Origin of the sequence: Streptomyces sp. NPDC005752, assembly GCF_040630715.1 — a bacterium.
Classification (GTDB): domain Bacteria; phylum Actinomycetota; class Actinomycetes; order Streptomycetales; family Streptomycetaceae; genus Streptomyces.
Window position 1 is genome coordinate 14,748 of sequence record NZ_JBEXYB010000037.1, and the last position, 23,037, is coordinate 37,784.

A 23,037-nucleotide genomic window follows, 5' to 3' on the forward strand; every position below is an offset into this window, starting at 1 on the left:
CGGTCACCGCCCCGCGAACACCTCCCGCAGCGCCGCGTCGAGCTTCTCTGCGGCTTCTGCGGTGTCGGGCCGCTTCGCCGTCAGCAGCGCGTACACATGGGACTGCAGCACCTGGGTGAACGCGCCGTAGTACGGGGTGCGCGGCCGCTGCACCGCTTCGGTCAGCGCCGCGCCCAGGATGCGGATGTACACGGCACGAGCCTTCGGCCCCTGTCCCTCCGCCGCGTCCTCCCCCTTGGCCGTCTTCGGCGCGTCACCGGCGGGCCGGAGCGCGGCGGCGACACGGGGCCAGCACGGCTTCGCGGTGCTGCCGTACACGGAGGCCCGGGTCGCCGCGAAGCCCGCGTCGAGCAGGCAGCGCTCGCTCTCCCGTGAGGTCAGGAAGGTGATGAGCGCGCGTGCGCCGTCGGCGTGGGCGGAGCCGGCGGTGACGGCGAGGTTCTGCCCGCCGAGCACGGCCTTCCCCGGCAGCCGGTTCACCGCATACGGTTTCGAGCCCATCAGGCTGTCCAGGGCTCCGTAGGCGTAGGGCCAGTGCCGCAGGAAGACGGCGCGGCCCTCGGCGAAGTCGGCGAGGGAGGCCGTCTCGTCGGAGGTGGTCGCGGCGGGCTGGACGCGGCCCTGGTCGACGCGGTCCAGGAGCTCGTCGAGCCCCTCCTTCAGCTCGCCGGCGCTGGAGCTGTACTTCCCTTCGCCGTCGGTGAGCTCGACACCCGCGTCGGCGAACGCCTCGACGGTGTTGACGGTCAGCCCCTCGTACTGCTTCAGCTGTGTGGTCCAGCCCGCCAGGTCGTCGCGCCGGACGGGGTTCAGTCCGAGGGTGTTGACGGAGGAGTAGAGCTGGTCCCACGTCCAGTTGGCGTTGGGCTGCCTGTCCACCTCGATGTCGGCACCCGTCAGCAGGTCGGGCCGGTAGTAGAGGAGTCCGACGTCGGTGTTGAACGGCCGGGCGTAGGACCGGTTCTTCCAGACGGTGGTGTCGTGGACTCTGCGGATGAAGTCGGCGTCGTCGGCGGCTCCGGTCTCCGCGACCGGCATCGGGCTGATGAGTCCGGCCTCGGCGAACTCGGGGATCCAGGTGATGTCGAGGTTCACCACGTCGTAACGGGCGCTGCCGGACTGCAGGGCGCCGAGGAGCTGGCTGCGCTGCTGGTCGGCGCCGCCGGGCAGCTCGACGAGCTTGGCCTGCAGCGCCTTCGACCCGGCGTGCAGGCGGTTCCACTCCTCGATGAGTTGCTGCCGCACGCTTCCGGAGCCGGTGACGTCGAGCCCGCTGGCGACGACGATGGGGCCCGGGGCCTTCTCCTGGCCGGACTGCTGGGTGTCCTCGGGCCCTCCCGTGCAGGCGGCGGAGAGGAGCGCGAGCAGGCAGCCGAGGGTCACGGCGCTACCGGCCCGGCGGCGGCCGGTGTGACGGGCGCAGTGGGTCATTCCGCGTCCCCCGTCCCGGTCCTGGCGACCTCCGCCGCCAGTTCGGCCGCGACGTCGTCGCCGGGGTCCAGACAGCGTCCGCCGCTCGCCCCGGCGAGCCGGTCGCCGAACCGGCCGGGCGTGCATGCGCCGTTCCGCAGCGCGACCGTCACGATCCTCACGAGCGGCGCCCTGCCCGCCTCCTCGACCAGTTCCTTCTGCTCCTCAGCCGTGACGGCCTCGAGGTCCTCGCCGTCGGTGACCAGGACGAGGAGCCGCGGCTGTTCCGTGTGGCCGAGGTCGTCGCGCAGGGTCTTGAGCCCCTCGCTCAGGCCCGCCGCGATGCGGGCGTCGAAGGCGGCGGTCTTCGCACCGACGACCGTCCTCTGCGCCGCTGCCCTGCTGCTCTGCCCGAACTTCACGAGATCCACGGCCGATTCTCCGTTGTCGACGGCCGTGGTCCGGACCCCGAACGAGTCCTTCGCGCCCAGGGAGGTCATCGAGCGGGCGACCAGTTCCTTGGCACCACCGGTGCCGCCCCAGACCCGCTTCGCCTCGGTCGAGGTCGAGTTGTCGAGGAGGTACAGGACCCGGCCGGCGCCGAGCGCCCCCCGGTAGCGGCTCAGGGTGTCACTCAACGACGCGGCCGTGTCGGCGCCCTCGCCGGTTGCCGGGATCTGCTCGCGCACGGCCGTCGTGTTGTCCTCGGACCGCAGCACGGAGTCGTCCTCGGGCGGGGCCGGCGCACCCTTGCCGACCCCGCGGAAACCGTCGTCCGTGAAGCGCTTCTGCGCGTCCGGGTCCGTGACCAGCCACTGGTAGAAGTCCTCGACGGCCGCCTTGCGCACGTCGGCGTCCCGGTCCGCCCCGGCCCATGTGACCCGGACGAACGGAAGGTCCAGCATCGGCACGTCGGAGGGGTAGTGGGCCACACGGTGCTTCAGCGCCTCCGTCGCGCAGTCGGGGCGGCCGGCCACCCCCGCCGACAGGTTGAACAGCGCCAGGGTCTGCTCCGGCACGAGGACCGCCGCCCGGTCCTCCACGTCGTCGGGCTGACCGTCGGCCAGCGCGCACATCAGCTCCCGCGCGGTGGAGGGCATGGGCCGCAGGGCCTTGGCGATGTCCTGTTCGACCGCGGACTCGCGCCCGGAGCCGGAGGCGGCGTAGAGCGCACCGGTCGCCAGGAGGGCGCCTTCGGTGCCCTCGGGGTCGGGACGCAGGATCACGACCTCCTGGGCGTCCTTGAGGGCGGACACGATCGTGTCGAGCGGGTCGTCGGTCTGCAGGGACTGCGGCAGGCGCATGGTGTCCGGCACGCCGAGGACCATCGGCGTGTAGGCGACGGAACCCAGCCGGTCGAGGTCCACGACGCTCTTGCCCACCTCCGCGGCGGACTCCTCCGCGGCAGGCTCCTCCGCGCCGGGCTCCTCCGCGCCGGGCTTTTCCGACCCGGCCGCGGCGGAGGCGGTACCGCCGCCCGACCCGCCGGCCGTGGCCCGCTGCCACGCGCTGCCGGCAGCCGGGATCCAGATGTCCGGTTGGGCGCCCACGTTCCGCTGGGGCCGCAGGCAGTCGCCCGAGGACGGACAGGAGGCCGGCGGCTCCTGCCAGAGCGAGGAGGACCGGAAGGCCGCCACGGCGTCGGTGGCCTTGGCGTCGTACACGTTGATGCTGACGGTCCGGCAGCGGTCGCCGTCCCGCTTGGGGTAGGCGTCGGCGGCCTTCTGGACGGTGGGCCGCAGGTCGGGGTCCGTGAGCACGCGCAGCTCCAGGGGCGATCCGCAGCCGCCGGGGGGCGGGCCCAGGAGGTACCACGCGCCGAGCCCGGCCAGCGCGACGACACCGGCGAGGGCGAGGGCGGCCGTACGCGTCATACGGCGGGCCAAGGCGTGGAGCAGACGGCGCGGGGACACCGCGGCGGACAGCCGCGCCACCAACTTCCCTATCAGCGTCCGCAGTTTGTTCGGCTTGTGGCCCTCGCCCTCGCCCGCCGCCAGTGCGAGCACCACGTCGTCTCCATGGCGCCGCTCGTCCGGGAACCATGGATGCCCGTCGACGGCCTTGAGCGGTGCCATCGCGACGCGTATCCCGGTGACGATCCGGGTGAAGGTGACCGGCTCCCCCACGCCCTCGGTCAGCAGACGGTGCAGGGCGGCCGTGAACTCCGTGCCGGTGCCCGGATCGCCGGGCGGGATCTCCACGCCCGGCGCCGCAGCGGTGAGCAGGGCGAAGTTCTGTCCGCCGAGGGGGTTGAAAGCACCGAGGGCGTTGCCGGCGAAGCAGCAGTCCAGGATGACGACGACCCAGTCGGCGCGGGCGTAGCGCAGCTCGGGCATGATGTCGTCGCGCCAGGACAGTGTGTCCACGAACGGGTGGTTCCGGTCCGTGGTCACCCGCGAGTCGGTGAACATCAGGTTGAGGTCGCTGCCGTCGGGGCGCACGATGCCGTGTCCGGCGAAGTAGACGACCAGCAGCCCCGTCACCTCGTCACGGGCGGCGGTCAGCGCCTCACGCACCCGGAGCGGATCGACGGCGGCCGCCGAGCCGCCGTCCGCGGGTATCACGACGAGATCCTCCGGGCCGAGCACTCCGCTGTGTCGGGCTGTCAGGGCATCGCGCATGAGGCGGAGGTTCGTGGCAACAGCCGGAAGGTCGTTGCGAGCGCCTTTGTAACGCTCCACCCCGATGAGCACCGCTCTGTGCCGCTTCGCCCTGTTCCCCTCGCCGCGCGCGTCGTACGGCGGCACAGCTGCTAGACCTCTCCGGGCTCGTCGCCACCACGCGTCGGATTGCGCCCACCGGGCTCGGGTGGCCCGGCGTCGGGACCCGTGGCCCGGCCCGTGTCCGGTCCGGCGCCGGGATCGGTGTCGGTGTCACGGCTCAGGTCGGAGCCCGGCCCCTGGGCCGGCCCGTCGAGGGTGACGCGCGGCGTCTCCTCCGGGTCGGCGAACCGGCGCCGGTTGCGCAGCCACGTCTCCACGGACCGCCACACGTTCTCCGACACGGAGCGCGCCACCTCCACGGACACGACGAGGATGATGTCCTGGATCAGCTCCCCGCTCATCGTCTCGGTCTGCGTGTACGAGTCCGCGCGCTCCAGCGTGAGGTCGCCCCGCTCCAGGGCGCCTTCGAGGACCGACGCGTTCTCGAGCCAGGTGTGCAGGGCTTCGAGGTCGTCGCGCCGCGTGTGCGTCCCGCCGAGGCTGATCCGTAACTCGGTCTTCCCCTGCCCCTGCTCCCGCACGCCCGTGTTCGTCCCGTCCGCCATACCCGCCCCCATCAGCCACGCAGACACCGTCACCCTCGCCCCGGAGCGGGCTGGGCCACTGAACGCGCAAGTATTTCACGCCAGTTGACGCCGGTCACCTCTTTACACCGCTTCCCCTGCGAGCTGTCGCACACCCACCGATCACTTCTGCGGCTGCCGGGAGTCATACAGTCCGAGAGCCCCACGGCCACCCGTGGGCCCACCACGACGGACTCACCGACGGACGGGACATACGGACATGACGGAAGCTGCGAAGGGCCCCGCGAGCTACTTCCCCTCGATCGAGAAGAAGCACGGCCGCCCGATCTCGGAGTGGAAGGGCCTCATCCGCTCCTCACCGCTGACCGGGCACATGGAGATCGTCTCCTGGCTGAAGACCGAACACGGTCTGGGCCACGGCCACGCCAACGCCCTGGTCGCGCACACGCTCGCCGAGGACAAGGAGACGAAGGGGGGCGAGTAGGACCCGCGCTCAGGCCTTCTCCCCGGAGATCGCCTGCTCCGACCAGACGGTCTTGCCCTCCGCGGCGAACCGGGTGCCCCACAGCGAGGCCAGCTGGGAGATGATGAAGAGCCCCCGCCCACCCTCGTCGACCACTCCCGCGTACTTCATGTACGGGGCGGTGGTGCTGCCGTCCCGGATCTCGCAGGTCAGCCCCCGGTCGAGGATGAGGCGCAGCTTCAGCGGCGGACTGCCGTAGCGCACGGCGTTGGTCACCAGCTCGCTGACGATCAGCTCGGTCGCGTCACCGGTGTCGCCCTCCAGGTGCCATTCCGCCAGCGTCTTGGACGTGAGTCGGCGGGCGGTGGCCGGGGCCGTCTTGTCGTAGGGCAGTTCCCAGGCGGCGTACCGGTCCTGGGGCATGGCGTGCGTCCGGGCCAGCAGCAGGGCGGCACCCCGGAGTTCAGGGCTGTCGGGCAGGGCGTGGGCGACCGCGTCGCACAGGTCCCGCATCGGCCGGTTCGTCGGCATGAGCGCCTGGCGCAGGGCACCCGAGGTGGGCTGGGCGTGGCCCCGCAGCGCGTTGCTGTGGAGCACGATCAGGCTGCCCTCCATGAGCGGGACGGACACCGCCGCGACGGGAGCCCGGTCCGCGGTCCCCAGCGGTGGCCCCACGGGCAGGCCGACCACGAAGGCCGCGCCGTCCGGTTCGACAACGAGGGGGGCGGGATGGCCCGCCGATGCGATGACGCACGTCTCGGTGAACGGGTCGTACACCGCGTAGGCGCAGGTAGCGGCCAGTGGTTCCTTGTGCAGGGGGTCGCTGTGCGGCAGCTGGGCGCGTTCAGCGGCCAGTCGTGCCGCCGTGTCGTACAGCCGCGCGACGAGCTCGTCGGGCTCCAGGTCGAGGGCGGCCAGAGCGTGGACGACGGTCCGCAGCTGCCCCATGGTGGTGGCCGCGTGGATGCCGCGCTCGGCCACCTCCCCGATGGCGAAGGCCGTGCGTGCCCCGGACAGGGCGATCGTGTCGAACCAGTGGCCGGCGTCCCCGCCGGGCAGCAGCAGGTGGTCCGCCTCGACGGCGGGCTGGGGCGCGGTGTGCTGCGGCAGCAGCCGCCGCTGGAGGGCACTGGCGATGGTGAACTCGTGGACGTAGCGGCGGGCGTTGTCGATGCCGAGTGCGGCACGGGACGCCATCGCCGCGACCACGGGAACGTCCCCCTCGTCGAAGGGCTCGGAGTCACCGCACCGGTAGAGGCTCACCAGCCCGAGGACGGCCCCGCGCACCGTCAGCGGGGCCACCAGCAGGGTGTGCGCGCCGACGTGCCGGATGGCCCCCACACGTGCCGCGTCCGCGTCCGCCCACGCGGCGTCCGCCAGTGGGAGGACGCGGATCCGCCGATCGGAGAGGGCCCGCTGGTAGGGGGTCCCGGGGACCACCGCCCGGATGTCCCCGACCGGGTGGGCGGCCCGGTTGCTGCCGCCGTACGCGGCGCGCCGCAGCGGTACGTCCAGGTCGAGCGGGCCTGGCTCGGGGGTCTCACCGCGCAGGACCGCGTCGACGACCTCGACCACGCCGACGTCGGCGTAGCCGGGCACCAGCGCATCCACGAGGTCACGGCAGGTCGCGTCGACGTCCAGCGTGCGGCCCACGTTGTCGCGGACCGCCGCGAGGGCCGCGTCCCGGCCCCGGCGCCTGATCTCCGCGCTCACGTCCACCATGGAGACGGCGACCCCCAGCACCCTGCCGTCGTCGCTCTGTCGCACCCCGTGCCCCTCCTGGAGCCGGAACGCCGTCAGGGAGAGGGCGCGACGCCTGCCGGGCACGTCACCGGCGGCGGTGCGGAAGAGCCGCTCGACGCCGGGTGCGCCGGTGCGCAGGACCTCCCGTATGAACAACTCCACCCGGTCCGGTTCGTCGAACGCGCACACCTCGCGGAAGGGCCGTCCGCGCAGCCGCTCGGTCTCGGCCGGGTCGGGCTCGGTGTGGGGGTCCGTCGGGGGGTCGTTGATCCGCAGGATGCGCAGTTCGGGGTCGAGCACGTGGACCCGTACGCGCGCCTGCGTGAACATCACGTTCAGCAACGCCGCCTCGACGACGTCGCCGTCCGTGCCATGCCCGGCGCCCGCCTCGGTCGACCAGACGGCCCAGCCGTCTCCCGCGAGCGGCTCCAGGCGAAGCCCGGGAGGCATCCCCTCGCCCCGGCCCGCCCGCCGGTTGTCGTTCGCCAGTACGTCCATCAGCCGCAGGCCCAGCGCATCGGCGGTGGCGGGCCCGAAGCGCCGCTCGGCCGCCCGGCTCCACCCGGTGACCACTCCGGCGCCGTCCACGACCATCAGGGGCGCATCAGCCATGAGCCCAGCTCCTTCGCCCCCCTCACGAGACCCGCGACCGAGCCTCCGCGCACGCGGACACGTACGCATTCCAGCATCGGCCCCCCGTCCGCCGCTCGCGACCGGAGCGGGCGTCGGGCCGTGGGTGGCGGGCCGGTGTGCCGTGGGCGCGGCTGCCGGCAGCTCCGGGGCGAGGGGGCGCCTCCCGGTCCGCCGCCGGAGCGGCGGCCGGCTGTCGGAGGGGCCGCATAGCCTGTGCCGGTGAGCGACACAGCCGAGACGGCCGACCGCGCTTTTCCCGCAGCCCTGGCCGAGGTGGCGGAGGTGGACTTCTACTACGGCCACGACGTCACGGGTGAGGCCCGTGACGAGGGGGACTACCGCATCGACTTCGAGCTGTGCACGGACTTCGAGTCCGCCGAGTGGACCACCGAGCTCTTCCGCGCCTGGACGGGCAACGGCGAGGTCGACGGCGGCGCGTACCTCGTCTTCGGCCAGGACGGCGCGGGGGGCCGGGCCATGATCTGGCGCGCCCGGCCGGGCGCGCCCCTCGCCGACCAGCCGGTGGTGTTCCTGGGGTCGGAGGGCGAGTGCGGCGTGGTGGCGGGCAGCCTCTCCGACTTCCTGTGGGTTCTGGCCGACGGCTACGGACCGATGGAGGCCGCGCTGGCCGACGCGTTCGAGTCCCGGCCCGACCGGCGCCTGACCGGCATCGCCGAACGGCACGCGACGACCCCGCGCCGGACGGCGGAGGAGATCGTCACCGGGACCCGGGCGGAGTTCCCCGCGTTCGACGAAGGCATCGAGGCGCTGGCCCGCTGAGCCGGCGGGCGGAGGCGCGCGGACCGGCCGGCCGGCGCCGGGCCGACGGCTCGACACCCCGGCGCCGGGGGCCGGTGGATCAGCCGACCGGCGCCGGGGGCCGGTGGGGGTCCGGGGACGGGGGTGCGGAGGGCGCCCGCCCGGCCACACCCCGCAGGAGCGCGATCGAGAAGACCCCGGCACAGACCATGACCACGGCCGCGCCGATCGCGGCGATGCCCAGCCCGTGGGTGAAGGCGTCCCGCGCGGCCGTCAGCAGGGCGTCCGCGGTCGCGGACGGCAGTCCTTCCGCGACGGCGGACGCGCCGCCCAGGGTCTCGCGCACCGCGTCGGCATGCGGCGTTCCCGGGGGCAGGGCGTCCGCCATGTCCCGGCTGTAGACGGCGGCGCCGACGGAGCCCAGGATCGCCATGCCCAGGGCGCCGCCCAGTTCCTGCCCCGACTCCAGCACGGCCGCCGCCGATCCGGCGCGCTCCGGAGGTGCCGCGCCCAGCGCGGTCTCGTTGGCGAGGGTCATGGCGGCGACCAGCCCGCCCGCGTACACCGCCGCGCCGACGAGGGCGACCCACAGGGGTGAGTCGGTGCGCAGCTGCGCCATCCAGAGGAATCCGCAGGCGGCGACGAAGAAGCCGCCCCCCATGACGTACGCACGGTCGATCCGCTGGGCGAGCGCGGCGCCGGTCGGTGCCATGAGGGCCACGCCCGCCGCCGGCACCAGGCTCCACAGCGCGGCGGTGAGCGGGCTCTGACCGAGCACGGACTGCAGGTACTGGGTGAAGAAGACGGCCATGCCCACCGTGGCGAACATGGCGAGCAGGTCGGCGAGCACCGGACCGCCGAAGGCGCGTCGGCCGATCAGGCCGAGGTCGATCATCGGGTGGGCGAGGCGCCTCTGACGGCGTACGAAGACCACGCCGAGCAGAAGCCCTACGCCGATGCAGAGCGCGGGCAGCGATTCGTAACCGTGCCGGGCCCATTCCTTGATGCCGTAGATGACGGCGAGGAGGGAGCCGAGGGAGAGCACGGCGCTGAGCACGTCGAAGCGGCCACGGGCGACGGTCGCGGTCTCCGGCACCAGGAACGGCACCAGCACGAGCAGCAGCACCATGGCGGGCAGGGCGACGAGGAACACCGAGCCCCACCAGAAGTGTTCGAGCAGCAGCCCGCTGACGACGGGCCCCAGCGAGATACCTGCCGTCATGACGCCCGTCCAGATGGTCACCGCCTTTCCGCGCTGCTTCGCGTCATGGAAGAGGTTGCGGATCAGGGCGAGGGTCGAGGGCATCAGCGCGGCACCGCCCAGGCCGAGCAACGCACGTACGGCGATGAGCACTTCGGCGGAGTGCGCGTACGCGGCGGCCACCGATGCCGCCCCGAAGACGGCCGCTCCCGCCAGGAGCAGCGTGCGCCGCCCGATGCGGTCGCCGAGGGCGCCCATGACGATGAGCAGGCCGGCGAGCACGAAGCCGTACATGTCCAGGATCCACAACTGCTGTGTGGCACTGGGCTCCAGGTCCTGACTGATGTACGGGATCGCGAAGTAGAGGATGGACACGTCCATCGAGACGAGGAGCAGCGGCAGCATCAGGACGCCGAGGGCCGTCCATTCCTTGCGGCCCGCACGGGGACCGGGTGTGTTCTCCATACGAAGCACGGAAGCGGGCCGGACACGTACACCGCAAACAGCAACCTAGTGCACCCGCGAGAACCCCGTGACGAAAGGGCTGCGGCAACGACAGGTGCACTAGTACGGTGATCGCCATGACGACCGAACCGCCCTACCTCCGCATCGCCGGGGAGATCCGCCGCCGCATCGCCTCGGGTGAGCTCGGCCCGGGCGACGCGGTCCCCTCCACCCGCCGCATCACACAGGAGTGGGGCGTCGCGATGGCCACCGCGACGAAGGCCCTCGGGGCGCTGAACCAGGAAGGGCTGGTGCAGGCGGTGCCCGGTATCGGCACGGTGGTCGCGGAGAGCGGCCGGAAACCCGCCCCGGCTCCCGGCCGGCAGCTGAGCCGCGAGCGTGTGATCCGTACGGCGATCGAACTCGTGGACGCGGAGGGCCTCGCGGCGCTCTCGATGCGGCGTATCGCGACGGAGTTCGGCACGTCCACCATGGCGCTCTACCGACACGTTCCGAGCAAGGGCGAGCTCGTCCGGCTGATGTCGGAGTCGGTGTTCGGCAGCGGCCCGACCGGCCCCCGGCCCACGGGCTGGCGCCCGCGGCTGGAACGGGAGGCACGCTGGCTGTGGAGACAGTACGCACAACACCCCTGGCTGGCACGGGCCATGGCCGGCCTCACCCGCCCGATGGCCTCCCCGAACGCGATGCAGTACACGGAACGGGTCCTGGCCACCCTGACCGGCCTCGACCTCACCCCGGAGCAGATGCTGCACGTCCACCTCACGGTGCTGGCCTACGCCCAGGGCATCGCGATGGCCGCCGAACTGGAGGCCCAGGCGCGACAGGACAGCGGAATGACGGCGGAGGAGTGGATGACGTCGATGGAACCCCGCATGGACGCGATCCAGGCGACCGCGGCCTACCCGGTCCTGTCCACGTTCTTCGGCACCGACGACTTCGAGCTGGAGCTGGGCACCCTGTTCGAGTTCGGACTGGCGCGGGTGCTGGACGGGGTGGAGGGGCTGGTGGAGGGGGCGAAACCGGCGTGAGGCCCTGAATCGCGCGTCCAATATCAGCCGTTGGCCGAATTCACCGGGGATTCCCCTATGTCGCACCTTTGCAATACGATCACATTCAACAACTAGCTACGGGCCGTCCATCCCCCACAGGTCCCGTTCCGTCTGTGCGAGGAAACCCATGCCGCCCTACCAGCCGTCCTCGGACTGGCAGTACGAGATCCCGACGACCGGCAGCAAGCGGCTGCCTCCCGCCGCCCGTTACGTCGAGTCGCTGGCGCACCAAGGCTACGGCTTCGAGGCTGCGATCGCGGACCTCGTCGACAACTCCATCGACGCGGGCGCGCGCAACGTCGTCATCAGCTTCCTGCGGGACGAGGACCGGCTGGTCAGTCTCCTGGTCGTCGACGACGGACAGGGCATGAACGACGAGGCGCTCGACACTGCGATGACGGTGGGCGGCCGGCAAAAGTACGGCGACAATGCCCTGGGACACTTCGGCGCGGGTCTGAAGGCAGCTTCTCTCTCGCACGCCGAGTCCCTGACCGTGATCAGCCGCACCAAGCGCAGCCCGTCCACCGGCCGCCGCTGGCTGACGGCACGCGCCCAGGCCGACTTCACCTGCGACATCGTGGATCCCGGCTACTGCCGGGACCTCGTCGACCGGTACGACGGCCTGATCGAATGGCACGGCACGATCGTCCGCTGGGACAAGGTCCGGGCCTTCGACACGATCACCGCCGGGCAGGCCGACCGCTATCTCGACGACGCCATCGAGAAGCTGGAGACCCATCTCGGACTCCATCTGCACCGCTTCCTGTCCGATGACGCGTTCAACGTCGACATCGTGGTCGAGGACGTCACGACCAAGGAGGAGCTGGACCACCGGGGTGTGGAACCGATCGACCCGTTCGGCTACCGCCTTCCCGGACGGGCGGGCTACCCGCGTACGTACACCGCTCCCGTCGAGGGCGTCGGCGATGTGGCACTGACCGCGCACATCTGGCAGCCGAAGTCTCCGCTGGTCAGCTTCCGCGGAATCGGCCCGCTCGCCGAGCGGCAGGGCTTCTACATCTACCGCAACGACCGTCTCGTCCAGGCGGGCGGCTGGAACAGCACCCGCAGCCCGGAGGGGCATCTCGCGCTGGCCCGTATCGCGATCGATCTCCCGGCCGAGGCGAACGACGTCTTCAGCCTGACGGTCAAGAAGGACGGCGTGACAGTCACCCCGGCCTTCGCCCGAGGGCTGGAGAAGGCGGCGGACGCGACGGGCCACACGTTCGGTGAGTACGTCCAGGAGGCGCAGACGACGTACCGGGAGGCCGCCAAGCGCGTCACCGAAGTGACTCGCGACGCGGTCATCCCCGCCGGCAAGGGGCTCGACCCGAAACTGCGACGGACTCTGCGGGACGAACTGCCGGAACTGGAGAGGGAAGAACCGATCACCTTCCGCTGGGCGTCCCTGGCACCTGAACTGTTCTTCGAACTCGATCGCGACGTGCGTGAGATCAGGCTCAACAAGCTGTACCGGACGGCGTTCAACGGTGACCGCAGAGGCGGGCTCAACGACGCTCCGGTCGTCAAGAGCATGCTCTATCTGATGGTGGAGGAGATCTTCCAGAAATCCCGGGTCCGCGCCACGCGAGCCGACAAGATCGCTCTGTGGAACAGCGTCCTGGTGACAGCGGCACGGTGCGAAATGACCCGCTGAGCCCTGCCGCGATCCGCTCCTGTCACACCTCTGAGAAAGCCGTCTCGCCATGACCGACCATCTGTCCAACCTGCACGGGGACGTCCTCGCGGCCATGCGTCGGGGACCGAAGGCATTCGCGAGGCTGGCCCTCGCGCACTCGGAGTCGGAGGAACCGGCCGACATCGACCTCGGGCACTTCCGGGACCGGATCGTCGCGGCCGGGCCGGGGGACGAACTCGTCACGCTGTGGCACCGCACTCTGACCGCCTGGGACCTGGCGGAGCAGTCCAACTGGTCCGATGCCCCGCCGCGGACGGACGCCAGGCGCACCGACACCTATGACCGCCTCGGCTTCGGTGAGGACCTGCGCAAGGCCCTGGACGAAGCTGTCCCGGTGTTCAAGGAGCCCGGGGCCACGGTCATCAGCAAGGAGTTCACGTCCTGGTACTCGAAGGACACCGCGGCGGCACGCGCCTTCTACTGGAACTCCTACGAGCAGACTCTGCGCCGCAAGGGCTGGTCGGACGCGGCCGTGTCGAGCCTGGACGAAGCCAGCCACGCCGTGGTCGAGCGCCTTTCCGATCCGACCCGCACCGAGGCGTACGGGTCCCGGGGCCTGGTCGTCGGATACGTGCAGTCAGGCAAGACGGCCAACTTCACGGGTGTAACGGCGAAGGCCATCGACGCGGGATACCGCCTGGTCATCATTCTCGGCGGCACCTTGAACCTCCTGCGGGGCCAGACCCAGCGTCGCCTCGACATGGAACTGATCGGCCGCGAGAACATCCTGCGCGGCACCGACCCGGCGGACACGGACGCGCTCATCGGCATCGACTACCAGGACGACGAGGACTGGCCGGCGAAGTTCGTCAGCCATGGCGGTCGCCCGTCGACGCTGGGCTCGTTCGACATCGAGCGCCTCACGACGCGGGACAACGACTACAAGAGCCTGGAAACCGGCATCCGGGCCCTCGAAATCGACAAGCAGGACCACACCCAGCCTCTGTACTGCCCGGACAACCTGCATCGCGCAGCCGCACGCGTGATGGTGGTGAAGAAGAACTCCTCGGTCCTGGCCAAGCTCATCAAGGACCTGAAGAAGATCGGTCCGATGCTCTCTGAAGTCCCGGCGCTGATTATCGACGACGAATCCGACCAGGCGTCGGTGAACACGACGGACCCCAAGAAGTGGGAGGACGGCAAGGTCGCCCGGAAGGCCATCAACGGCCAGATCACACAGCTCCTCGGCCTGCTTCCGCGCGCCCAGTACGTCGGCTACACGGCGACGCCCTTCGCCAACGTCTTCGTCGACCCCGGCGACGAGGAGGACATCTTCCCCAGGGACTTCCTGATCTCGCTCCCCAGGCCAACCGGCTACATGGGCGTGCAGGACTTCCACGATCTGGAGTCCGACGGGACGGCCGAGGAGACGTACGTACGCGGCATCTACGACGACAGCGGAGACCGCCTCCAGGAAGCACTGGACGCCTTCGTCCTCACGGGAGCGCTGAAGCTGTACCGGGCTGACCGCGACGTGCCCGAGGGGCCGTTCCGCCACCACACGATGCTGGTCCACGAATCCGTGCAGCAGCGGGAACACGCGGCCCTCGCCCTGCGAATCAACTCGATGTGGCACCGGTCGGCATACACGGGCCAGGAGGGCCACGCACGCCTCGCCACCCTGCTGGCCACCGATTTCCAGCGCTTCGCGGACGACGGTCTCCCGGCCCCCGCGTCGTACGACGATCTGAAGCCGTACGTCTCCCGGGCGCGCCAGCTGATCAACTCGGGCGGCGAACCGGTGATCATCGTCAACGGCGCCACCGAACGCGACTACGAACAGGCCGAGCTCGACTTCGACCGGACCCCGCACGTGTGGAAGATCCTGGTGGGGGGCACGAAGCTCTCCCGTGGCTTCACCATCGAGGGCCTCACGGTCACGTACTACCGCCGCCTCGCCCAGCAGGCCGACACCTTGATGCAGATGGGCCGCTGGTTCGGCTTCCGCCCCGGCTACCGCGACCTGGTGCGCCTCTACATCGGCCGCGAGGTACCGATGGGCAAGAAGAAGACCGTCGACCTCTACGAAGCCTTCGAGGCGATCTGCCGCGACGAGGAGACCTTCCGGGCCCAGCTCACCCGCTACGCCACCCTGGTGGACGGCAAGCCGCAGGTCACCCCGGCCCAGATCCCGCCGCTGGTCTCGCAGCACCTGTCCTGGCTCAAGCCGGCGGCCCGGAACAAGATGTTCAACGCGGAGCTGGTGGAGATCCGGTCGCCGGGGCAGTGGGTGGAACCTACGGCGTATCCGACGGGTGCGGCGGAATTGCGGCACAACGCGGAGGCATGGCGTGCCGTTCTCGAAGCGCTGGATCCTGTTACCGTCACGCTGCGGTGCTCGTCCCACGGCCGGGACGACAGTTACGAGGCCGTTCTCGGCACGATCGACCACGCCGCGCTACTCGGCATCCTGTGCGATCTGAAGTGGTCCACCCCCGCCCAGTTCTCGCCGCACCTGGAATCCCTCGCCTCGGAGGGCAGTGCCGGCGAGAGCATCGACGACTGGCTGGTGATCGTCCCGCAGCAGACATCGGCGGCCCGGATCGAGGCGAGCATTATCGGCTCACGTCCCCTCTCACTGGCGAGCCGTACTCGACGCCGTGGTGATCTCTTCGGCGCGATCAGCGAACCCAAGCACCGCGGAGTCGCCCTCCGGGTGGCCGGCGCCCTGAAGGATTCCCAAGACCCTCTGGTCGAATCGCTCGCACGGGACCGACGGGGCGTGCTGATCCTCTATCCACTGGTGGAGAGCGAACCTCGGCTCTCCTCCGACGGTGCAATAGATCCTGCGACGGTGGTCATGGCCTTCTGCCTGGTCGCCCCGGCCTCAACGGACTCCGGACGCCGAAGTCTGGTGCGCTTCCGCGCCTTCGACTCAAGCAGGGGCAATTCCGCCGTCATCGATCGCGAAGAGGCCGGAGCATAGGAAACTTGGCAGTGATGAGCACCGCCAAACCGTCCTCACCCGGCGTATCGGCCCGCATGAGCCGCCAAGCACGCCGCGACACCGCCCCCGAGGTGGCGGTGCGGAAGCTGCTGCACGGCGCGGGCTACCGCTACCGGATCAACGAGCGAGTGCCGGGAATGTCCCGGCGAACCATCGACATCGCCTTCAACCGGGCCAAGGTGGCAGTGATGATCGACGGATGCTTCTGGCACGGCTGCCCTGAGCACGCGACGCAACCGAAGTCGAACGCAGAGTGGTGGAGACAGAAGCTGGACCGGAACATGACGCGTGACACGGAGACCACTGAGCACCTCGCCTCGCAAGGCTGGACCGTACTCAGGTTCTGGGAGCACACCCCGGCCGAGGAGGTCGCGGAGGCGGTACGCGTCGTGGTGGACCAGGCAGGACGCGAGCAGCCGGAACGCCCGTCCCGGACGGAAGGCGCCGGAGAACAACCGACTATCGACCAAGGGGGAACGGTTGACTGACCGACTGGCGTTCGTGGATGTTTGCTCCGGCGCGGGCGGATTGGCATCCGGACTGGAGAGCGCGGGATTCTCACCGGTGCTCCTGCTGGACAACAAGGCTCAGGCGTGCGAAACGATCCGGCACAACCGGCCGCATTGGAAAGTTCTGTGCGAGGACCTGCTCGACTTCCTCCCTGACGATCATCCGGAGAGCCTCGACGTCGATCTACTCTCGGCGGGCCTGCCCCGCGTGAAGTCCGCTGCCGCGACCGGACGTGCGGACAGTGAACCGGAACTGCGGCTGGTCGAGGCGGCAGTCCTTCTCCTGCACGCGATCCAGCCGCGCGCCCTGTTGCTGGAGAACCTGCCCGCTCTCGGCGACTCGCCCGCCTATGCGGACACACGGGAGTTCATCGAGGAGGAACTGACGCACCTCGGCTACCGGTCCTGCTGGCTTGTAATGAACGCTGCGGATTTCGGGGTGCCGCAGGATCGGATGCAGGGTGTCCTCGTGGCGATCAAAGAGCCGTGGTTCAACGCCTTCGTCCCGCCCGTGCCGACGACGAGCGAGCGCATCTCGCTCGGCAGTGCGCTGCGCCGCTCGATGGGCGCGCGAGGCTGGCCGGAGGCCGGCGCCTGGGCGGACCAGGCGTCGGACGTGGCACCGACCCTGGTCGGGGGCTCGGACAACCGGGGCGGGCCGGATGTCGGACCGACAGGCACGAAGAGGGCCTTCGCTCGTATGGGGCTGAACGGCAACGCATTCGCCGACGAGGTACCAGGGCCCGACTACGTCTGGCCGCGCTCGAACGACATGGCCGAGATGCCGAAAATGACAGTGGATCAGGCTGCCGTCCTTCAGTCGTTCCCGCCCGGGTGGACAATCACGGGCCATAAGACGGCTCGGTACCGGCAGATCGGCCACGCAACCCCTCCGCCGGTCGGCAGGGCGCTGGGGGAGGCGATCGCGACGGCGCTGCGGTCACCCGGTCCCAGCAGGCCGACCATGGCACACCAGATCGCCGGCTACACTTCACGTACATGAGCCATGCCAAGACCACGTCCGCCTCACCTGCGGTTATCCGCATCCTCGACCTGTTCGCGGGGCCCGGGGGACTGGATGTGGCGGCCGACGTCCTGGGATACCGGATCACCGGTATCGAGTGGGACAAGGACGCGTGCGAGACCCGCGCAGCCGCTGGAATGGACACCTTCCACGGCGACGTGAGGGAGTACAGCGCGGCACTCTTCCCGCACGCTCAGGTATTGACGGGGGGACCCCCTTGTCAGACCTTCACCGTGGCCGGGCACGGCGCCGGTCGCAGGGCGCTGGACAACGTCCTGCGGTACATCGAGCGCCTGCACACTGTCGTGCGCGCAGACGGAGCGGACTGGGAGGACATCGCTCGCACCTGGCGGGACATCTCCGATGAGCTGGCGGAGAAAGCTGTCCGAGCGGAGAAGATTCAGGCCGAGAAGCGCGAGGTCGAGTCCTTGCGTTCCGTGGAACGCAAGGCGATCAAGAAGAGCCTCCAGGAACGCGGCAGCTCCACCAAAGAGATCAAGCTCATCCTGAAGGCACTCAGGGCTTCGAAAGAACTTGATCTCGAGGATACAAATCTCAAGCACCTGTTCGAGGACTACAGCGCCCTGGGCACCCGACTGAACGGCCTCAGGGACCGGCTCGAGGAGCTGGGCGACGAACGGACCGGACTGGTGCTCCAACCGTTGTGGTGGGTGATCGAGCGGAGCCGACGCCCCGGGCTGGAGCCCTACGAAGCCGTCGTACTGGAGCAGGTTCCCGCCGTGATGCCGGTATGGGAGAAGTACACCGAGGTGCTCGCCACCCTGGGCTACCGGACCCGGACGCAGCTGTTGCACACAGAGGCGTTCGGGGTCCCGCAGACCCGCAAGCGCGCCGTGCTCATGGCCCGGATCGGCGAGACCGACATCCCCGAGGTGGCCGAGACCCACGAGCGCTACCGGCCTCGGACCGTTGCCGACGGGTCGACGACGGTGACGGACCCGAGGGACACACTTCCCTGGGACATCGGTGGCGAAAGCCTCGACGGGGCGCCGAAAGAAGCTTGGGTGTCCATGGAGACAGCTCTCAAGAAGGCGCGGAACATCGCGCCCGATCTGCCTGATCGCCCCGCCTTCACCGTCGTCTCGAACTACGGAACAGGCGGCGACCCCGGCGCGCGCGGCACACGCGACCACGATGCGCCATCCGCGACGATCACCGGAAAGGTGTCTCGGAACCGTCTGGTCCACAAGGGCACGGTCACGGACCTTCCTGGCGGCTCGGGCCGCTTCACCTTCGCCGAGGCCGGAGTACTCCAGACCTTCCCCGTCGCATACCCGTGGAACGGCAAGGACCAGCCCCAGCAGATCGGCAACGCAGTACCACCTCGGCTCGCCCTGCACGTGCTGCGGCATGTCCTCGAACCGGAACTGAGCGACGAGGAGGCCCGCGCCAGAATGGAACGGGCCATCGTCGATCTGGAGAACTGGCAGCCCGGCGAGCCGGTGGTGGTGCGCAAACACGGAGAGTGGGAGGGCCACCCGCTCACCGGCAGGTGACCCCTCTCCCGTTCATGCCTGAGGTACGCGGTCCCTGACGGGAGCCGTCTCGAAGAGCTCCGTGAAGTACTCGGTGAGCGCGGTCACCGATGTCTCCGGTACGGGCTCCTCGTCGGGTCCGATCGGCAGGTCGTGCCGCGGCACGGGGGAAGCCGACTCGGCCTCCGCGACCCACTGGCGGAGCGCCTCGGGATCACGTGGCTCGTCCGGGGCCAACGCGTCATAGACCAAGGTGGCACCGGCAGTGTTGATCGCCGTGATCAGTCCGTTGATCCCACGACCGGTGCCTACGATGCCTCGTTCCATGACCTTGACCAGAGCCTGCGCGGTGGGGCGGTGGTCGACCAGTTCCACGCGCAGTGCGTAGTGGATCAGGTCCTGGTTGGCGCAAGCTGTGACAACCGGCCGGTAATCGGCTCCGTTACGGAACATTTCCGCTGCCCACCACAGCCGGGAAAAGCACTGCCGGTCCGGGGATCCCTTGAATCGTGCCGGGTTGATGCGGGCCTCGGACCGCCCCGACGCGACCGAGGGAGCGTGTCGCCACGCCACGTAGTCCGGGGCGACGGCGAGGGCGAGGTGGTTCCAGATCCTCCTGTCGGCTGCTTCCCGCCGGGTGAGTCGCAGAGCGGCATGCAGACGAGGTGCCAGCCAGCCGTCGGCGTTCGTACGGTTGTCCTTGAACTGGTGCAGCGCGTCGTCGATGAGTTCCCTGACCGGCTCCGCGAGCCAGCGGACGTCGTCCTCCGGAAGGGGTTCGACGACCTTGGCGAGGTCGACGCCTCCGTGTCCTTGGATGCCTTTGAGGAGGTCCTCGGTGAGGAAGGGGTCTGCAGCTGTCGCGGAGAGCAGTCCGAGTCGTTGAGGAAGGTGGTACGGCTTCTCGATCACGGAGTGTCCTCCCTGTTGCTCTGTTGGAGCGCGCGCAGTACATGGGCGAGCGCCTGACGCGCACCGGCACGGCGCACTGCGGCGTAGTGGACGCGGGTCTGAAGCTCCGCCCATCCCGTGTCGCTGGTCCGACGACGGTGGACCTGACGGAGTGACTCCTCGGCGCTCAGGCCCGGCACCACGTCAGGAAGCATTTCCCGCAGCACCTCCCCGCGCCAATCGACCGGGAATACGGGCGAGCCGTCGGGCTCGACCTCCAAGTCGCCGACGGCACTGTGGAACACGGCCGTCCACACATCGGTGGCCATCTGGGAGACCAGCAACTCGTGGACCTTGTTCTCCATCCCCCCGGTCTCGCCGCCGAGAAGATCTGCAAACCCCTCCACGTCGGTGTTCACCATCACCAGGGGAAGCCGGCCCGAGGCGTCGACCACCCAAGGCGCTTCGGTGTAGGGACGCAGCCATTCCCGCGCGCTCTTGGAGAAACTTGCCTGCTTGACGTCGAGACGCAGGCCGCCGAGCGGCTCCTCGGCAGTGACATCAACCGTCCAGTTGATGTCCGTCTCGGTGATCGCTCTACCTCGCACGCCATCGACCGTGGCCACTGCGTGGACGGCCAGCTCAGCCCGTCCCACATGGTGGTCGCGGAGAATCTCGATCTCACCGAACCATTCCTTGCTGTCCGGCGCCTCCTGACGCAGGCTGGAAGTTGTGCGCGCGTTGGTGTCGCCGTCGGTGACTACTGCCAGGACCAGAAGATCACTCCACGGCGCGTCGGAGTCGGTGGCCCCGGGCGGCAGGGTCGCGGACAGGCCGATTCGGGCCGACACCCAGTCCTCGTGTTGCGCCACCCCCAGGGCCACGGTCCGCTGAGGAGTCGAGAACGCAGAAGTGTCTAGGCGATCACGGCTGCCGTCGGGCAGTTTGAGGGAGGCCGAGGTCACCCGCAGAGTGATCGGACGGTTGAGCCGCTTGTAGGGATAGAACTTCATGCCTCACTCCCCTGTGCCGGCACGGAGTTCGAGAACCAGCCGCGTGAGTTCGGTACGGACCGGATGACTGGTGGGATCGGTGGAGCCCCGGAAAACGGCTTTGCGGGCTCCCGGAACGAAGTGGAGCGTGCCGTCCATGACTTCACAGCCCTCCACTGCTACAAGTTCGGCCCACTCGAGCCTGGGACCGCTGCCCGAACGGACGTCGACCAACACCACCGGTGTCATCGCAGGCAGCTCGTCGTGGCGCGGCAGTTTTACCTCGGCAGTGACCCGCCACTCACGGTTCTCACCGATCTCGGCGTCCAGTTCGTCCAGGACAGGAACGGCCGGCCCCCCGAGTGTGCGCTTGGGCACGGCACCCCTGCGGGGGACGGTGAGCTTCTTGCGCAGTTTGGCGCTCTCCTGGGACCCCGGGCGCTTCTGCCGGACGACCAGGTCCTTCACCGCGGCATTGACCTCGGTGGTCAATCTGGTGATGCGATGGTGCGCGCTGTGCGACCAGCGGAGGGTCAGCTCCTCCGTCTGCCCCCAGCGGTCGTGCTCAGGAGGCTCGGCGGCCCGTAGGAACTCCTCGGCGTCCTCGGCGAACGGGGCCGACTCCCCCGCGGCCTGACCCAACAGCAACACGCCTTGAAATTGGGTGACGCCCAACGGCAGCCCGAAGACCCCGGACTTCTTGATGGTCATCCGGTTGCCACGCAATGAGTGGACGTGGTTCGGCGGGCCGTCCTTGTCCTCGGCCTCTGTGACCAGAAGAACTGCTTCGTGCGTGCCGAGCGTGCCACGACGCCCTCCGGCAAGCGGGAGCCGGAGCGGAACAGTGCGCAGAGCCACCTGCCCGGACTCGGTGAGCCGGTCCACAGTCGTGCCCTCGTAGAAGGCGCGCAGCGCCCGGGTTCTCGAAGGCTGGGTCTCGGTGGGGTCGACCTTCTCCTCCTCGATGACGACGTCACCGTTGCGCATCGTGCACACCGAGGTCTCCAGGAGCGGGAGTTTACTTCCACCTCCGGTCATGGCCGCCCAGAAATCCCGGCTGAGCGCCTCGACCAGACGTCGGTGCATGACACGGATGTCATGGGTCCCGTCGTTGTCGTCCTCGTCCTCGTCGGCGTCCGACTTGCCCTGGTCCAGGCTCGCCACGTCGTGTGCGCCGACAATGAGGAAGGACGTGCCCGGCTCGTCGCTGTCACGGGTGAGATGGAGACGCTCGACCGTCTCCTTGTCCGCCCACCAGGAGCGGACCACCTCCGCGTTGTGCGTCTCGGGGTCGGGGCGTCCCAGCCAGGCGGGGCCGGCCCAAGCGACACCGTCGACGGAACGCCACGGCAGTTCCAGCCGCCCGATGACGCGACGCTCGGTGCGACCCTCGTGGGGGACGGAGAGCGTGGAGTTGATCAGCACCATGCCCAGCGCGCTGGTCGCCCAGAGCGTCGCTTTACCGAGTCCGTAGGAGCCACCCGCGCCCCGGCCCGACTTGAGGCTTTCCAACTGCCGGCGGACCACGGCCGCGAACTTGCCGTCGTCGTAGTCGTCGCCGGTGAGGCCGGAGGCGTTGTAGTCGTCGACCCGCAGAAGGATCAGACGCCCCTTCTCGAACATGTCGCGAACCCCGGCGTCCACGACGCGGCCGACTTTTTGATCGGCGGCGGACTCGGAGACCGCGGAGTAGTGAGGGCGCAGTTCGTCCCAGAGGACGGCAGCTCGGAACGCCTCCAACTTCTCTCCGGTGAGTTCGTGGATGGTGTATCGGACCCGCACCGGGCGACCGTTCTCGGGGAGTCGTTCGTCGAGACTGTTCTGGCAGGTTTCGCGAGCCAGTACCTGTACGTCCGCGTCGAAGGCGAAGGCCGCGGCGTTACCGCCGTCGCGTCCACCGTCCTGGTAACCAGGCCGGTGATACCAGGTCACGGGAAGACCTGCCTGCGTGTCGGTGGTACGGGTGTGCACCGTGCCCAGGTCCGTGCCGAGCGCCCTGGCGATCTGCGCCATGACGGTGGGACGGGGCACCGAACGTTTGGTGATCCAAGCCGAGACGGCCGCCCGCGTCAGGTTCAGTTCCTGCGCCAGCTCCGCCTGACTCTTGTTTGCGATCTTGAGTTGCCGGCCCAACCAAGGCCCGAACTCCTCGCCGGCCTCCATGCGGTCTCCCACGCCCTGCCTTCCTGCCGTTGTATCCGCGGTCATGGACAGGCTAATTTGACGCCGACAGACTCGTCAACCAACGTTTGACTCACCTGCGGGGCGCCCCCCAGGTAGAGGATGGCCATGTTCGTGAAATATGTCCGAAATGACACACAGGTAGACCTCGCGCGATACCGCGTGACACCCCCCCCAGGGCTGCAAATTTCTTTTGCAAAATACAGGCAAGGGGAATAGTCCACTCCGGATATCCGGCGGGAAATACACGTAGCCCGATCGAGTGAACCCTGATAGCGTCCATGGCGGCGGGACCCCCGCTTCACTCGGGAACTCCTTTGTAATCGCA

Annotated in this window: 16 protein-coding genes; 8 read left to right on the plus strand and 8 right to left on the minus strand. The window is 69.6% G+C overall.

What is annotated here, in order from left to right; translation table 11 throughout:
- Positions 1-3 precede the first annotated feature (3 nt).
- Genes ABZ441_RS26885 through ABZ441_RS26895 form a run of 3 tightly spaced genes read right to left on the minus strand, consistent with a single transcriptional unit; the run spans position 4 to position 4,678 of the window.
- Positions 4-1,431: an extracellular solute-binding protein gene (locus tag ABZ441_RS26885; RefSeq protein ID WP_358978710.1), complete on the minus strand. Its 1,428-nt coding sequence runs from the start codon at positions 1,429-1,431 to the stop codon at positions 4-6.
- Positions 1,428-4,157, minus strand: a complete 2,730-nt coding sequence (locus tag ABZ441_RS26890; RefSeq protein ID WP_358978712.1) for a substrate-binding domain-containing protein — start codon at positions 4,155-4,157, stop codon at positions 1,428-1,430. The genes ABZ441_RS26885 and ABZ441_RS26890 overlap by 4 nt, the downstream gene beginning before the upstream one ends.
- Positions 4,158-4,162: 5 nt before the next feature.
- Entirely contained in the window at positions 4,163-4,678 is a 516-nt protein-coding gene (locus tag ABZ441_RS26895) for a hypothetical protein (protein ID WP_358978714.1), read from the minus strand.
- Positions 4,679-4,916: 238 nt separating this feature from the next.
- On the opposite strand from ABZ441_RS26895, the gene ABZ441_RS26900 reads away from it, so the two are divergent.
- Positions 4,917-5,141 carry a DUF4287 domain-containing protein gene (locus tag ABZ441_RS26900; protein WP_358978716.1) on the plus strand — a complete coding sequence of 75 codons (225 nt, stop codon included), beginning with the start codon at positions 4,917-4,919 and terminating at the stop codon, positions 5,139-5,141.
- Positions 5,142-5,150: 9 nt separating this feature from the next.
- On the opposite strand, the gene ABZ441_RS26905 is transcribed toward ABZ441_RS26900, so the two are convergent.
- The gene (locus ABZ441_RS26905; protein ID WP_358978718.1) at positions 5,151-7,475 is read right to left on the minus strand and encodes a SpoIIE family protein phosphatase; all 2,325 of its coding nucleotides are present in this window, start codon (positions 7,473-7,475) and stop codon (positions 5,151-5,153) included.
- Positions 7,476-7,715: 240 nt separating this feature from the next.
- On the opposite strand from ABZ441_RS26905, the gene ABZ441_RS26910 reads away from it, so the two are divergent.
- Positions 7,716-8,276, plus strand: coding sequence for an SMI1/KNR4 family protein (locus ABZ441_RS26910; protein WP_358978722.1), 561 nt, complete (start codon positions 7,716-7,718; stop codon positions 8,274-8,276).
- A gap of 79 nt (positions 8,277-8,355) precedes the next feature.
- Here the strand turns inward: ABZ441_RS26910 and ABZ441_RS26915 are convergent, their stop codons facing one another.
- Positions 8,356-9,921: an MFS transporter gene (locus tag ABZ441_RS26915; protein ID WP_358978723.1), complete on the minus strand. Its 1,566-nt coding sequence runs from the start codon at positions 9,919-9,921 to the stop codon at positions 8,356-8,358.
- Between the two features lie 116 nt (positions 9,922-10,037).
- Between ABZ441_RS26915 and ABZ441_RS26920 the strand changes: the two genes are divergently transcribed.
- From ABZ441_RS26920 to ABZ441_RS26945, 6 genes are all read left to right on the plus strand, one after another.
- The gene (locus ABZ441_RS26920) at positions 10,038-10,949 is read left to right on the plus strand and encodes a TetR/AcrR family transcriptional regulator C-terminal domain-containing protein (RefSeq protein ID WP_358978734.1); all 912 of its coding nucleotides are present in this window, start codon (positions 10,038-10,040) and stop codon (positions 10,947-10,949) included.
- A gap of 148 nt (positions 10,950-11,097) precedes the next feature.
- The gene (locus ABZ441_RS26925; protein ID WP_358978736.1) at positions 11,098-12,627 is read left to right on the plus strand and encodes an ATP-binding protein; all 1,530 of its coding nucleotides are present in this window, start codon (positions 11,098-11,100) and stop codon (positions 12,625-12,627) included.
- Between the two features lie 49 nt (positions 12,628-12,676).
- A complete protein-coding gene (locus tag ABZ441_RS26930) occupies positions 12,677-15,595 on the plus strand; it encodes a Z1 domain-containing protein (protein ID WP_358978739.1) in 2,919 nt (972 codons plus the stop codon).
- A gap of 14 nt (positions 15,596-15,609) precedes the next feature.
- The gene (locus ABZ441_RS26935) at positions 15,610-16,104 is read left to right on the plus strand and encodes a very short patch repair endonuclease (RefSeq protein ID WP_358978740.1); all 495 of its coding nucleotides are present in this window, start codon (positions 15,610-15,612) and stop codon (positions 16,102-16,104) included.
- Complete coding sequence (locus ABZ441_RS26940) at positions 16,097-17,128, plus strand: DNA cytosine methyltransferase (protein ID WP_358978742.1); 1,032 nt, start codon at positions 16,097-16,099, stop codon at positions 17,126-17,128. The genes ABZ441_RS26935 and ABZ441_RS26940 overlap by 8 nt, the downstream gene beginning before the upstream one ends.
- Positions 17,125-18,666: a DNA cytosine methyltransferase gene (locus tag ABZ441_RS26945; RefSeq protein WP_358978744.1), complete on the plus strand. Its 1,542-nt coding sequence runs from the start codon at positions 17,125-17,127 to the stop codon at positions 18,664-18,666. Before ABZ441_RS26940 ends, ABZ441_RS26945 begins: the two co-directional genes overlap by 4 nt.
- 12 nt (positions 18,667-18,678) lie before the next feature.
- Here ABZ441_RS26945 and ABZ441_RS26950 read toward each other — a convergent pair whose 3' ends face one another.
- The 3 genes from ABZ441_RS26950 to ABZ441_RS26960 are packed head-to-tail and all read right to left on the minus strand — an operon-like array spanning position 18,679 to position 22,691.
- Complete coding sequence (locus tag ABZ441_RS26950; RefSeq protein WP_030875066.1) at positions 18,679-19,557, minus strand: DUF6339 family protein; 879 nt, start codon at positions 19,555-19,557, stop codon at positions 18,679-18,681.
- Positions 19,554-20,549, minus strand: coding sequence for a hypothetical protein (locus tag ABZ441_RS26955; RefSeq protein WP_358978747.1), 996 nt, complete (start codon positions 20,547-20,549; stop codon positions 19,554-19,556). The genes ABZ441_RS26950 and ABZ441_RS26955 overlap by 4 nt, the downstream gene beginning before the upstream one ends.
- A 3-nt stretch (positions 20,550-20,552) precedes the next feature.
- Entirely contained in the window at positions 20,553-22,691 is a 2,139-nt protein-coding gene (locus ABZ441_RS26960) for a helix-turn-helix transcriptional regulator (protein ID WP_358978827.1), read from the minus strand.
- Between the last annotated feature and the right edge of the window lie 346 nt (positions 22,692-23,037).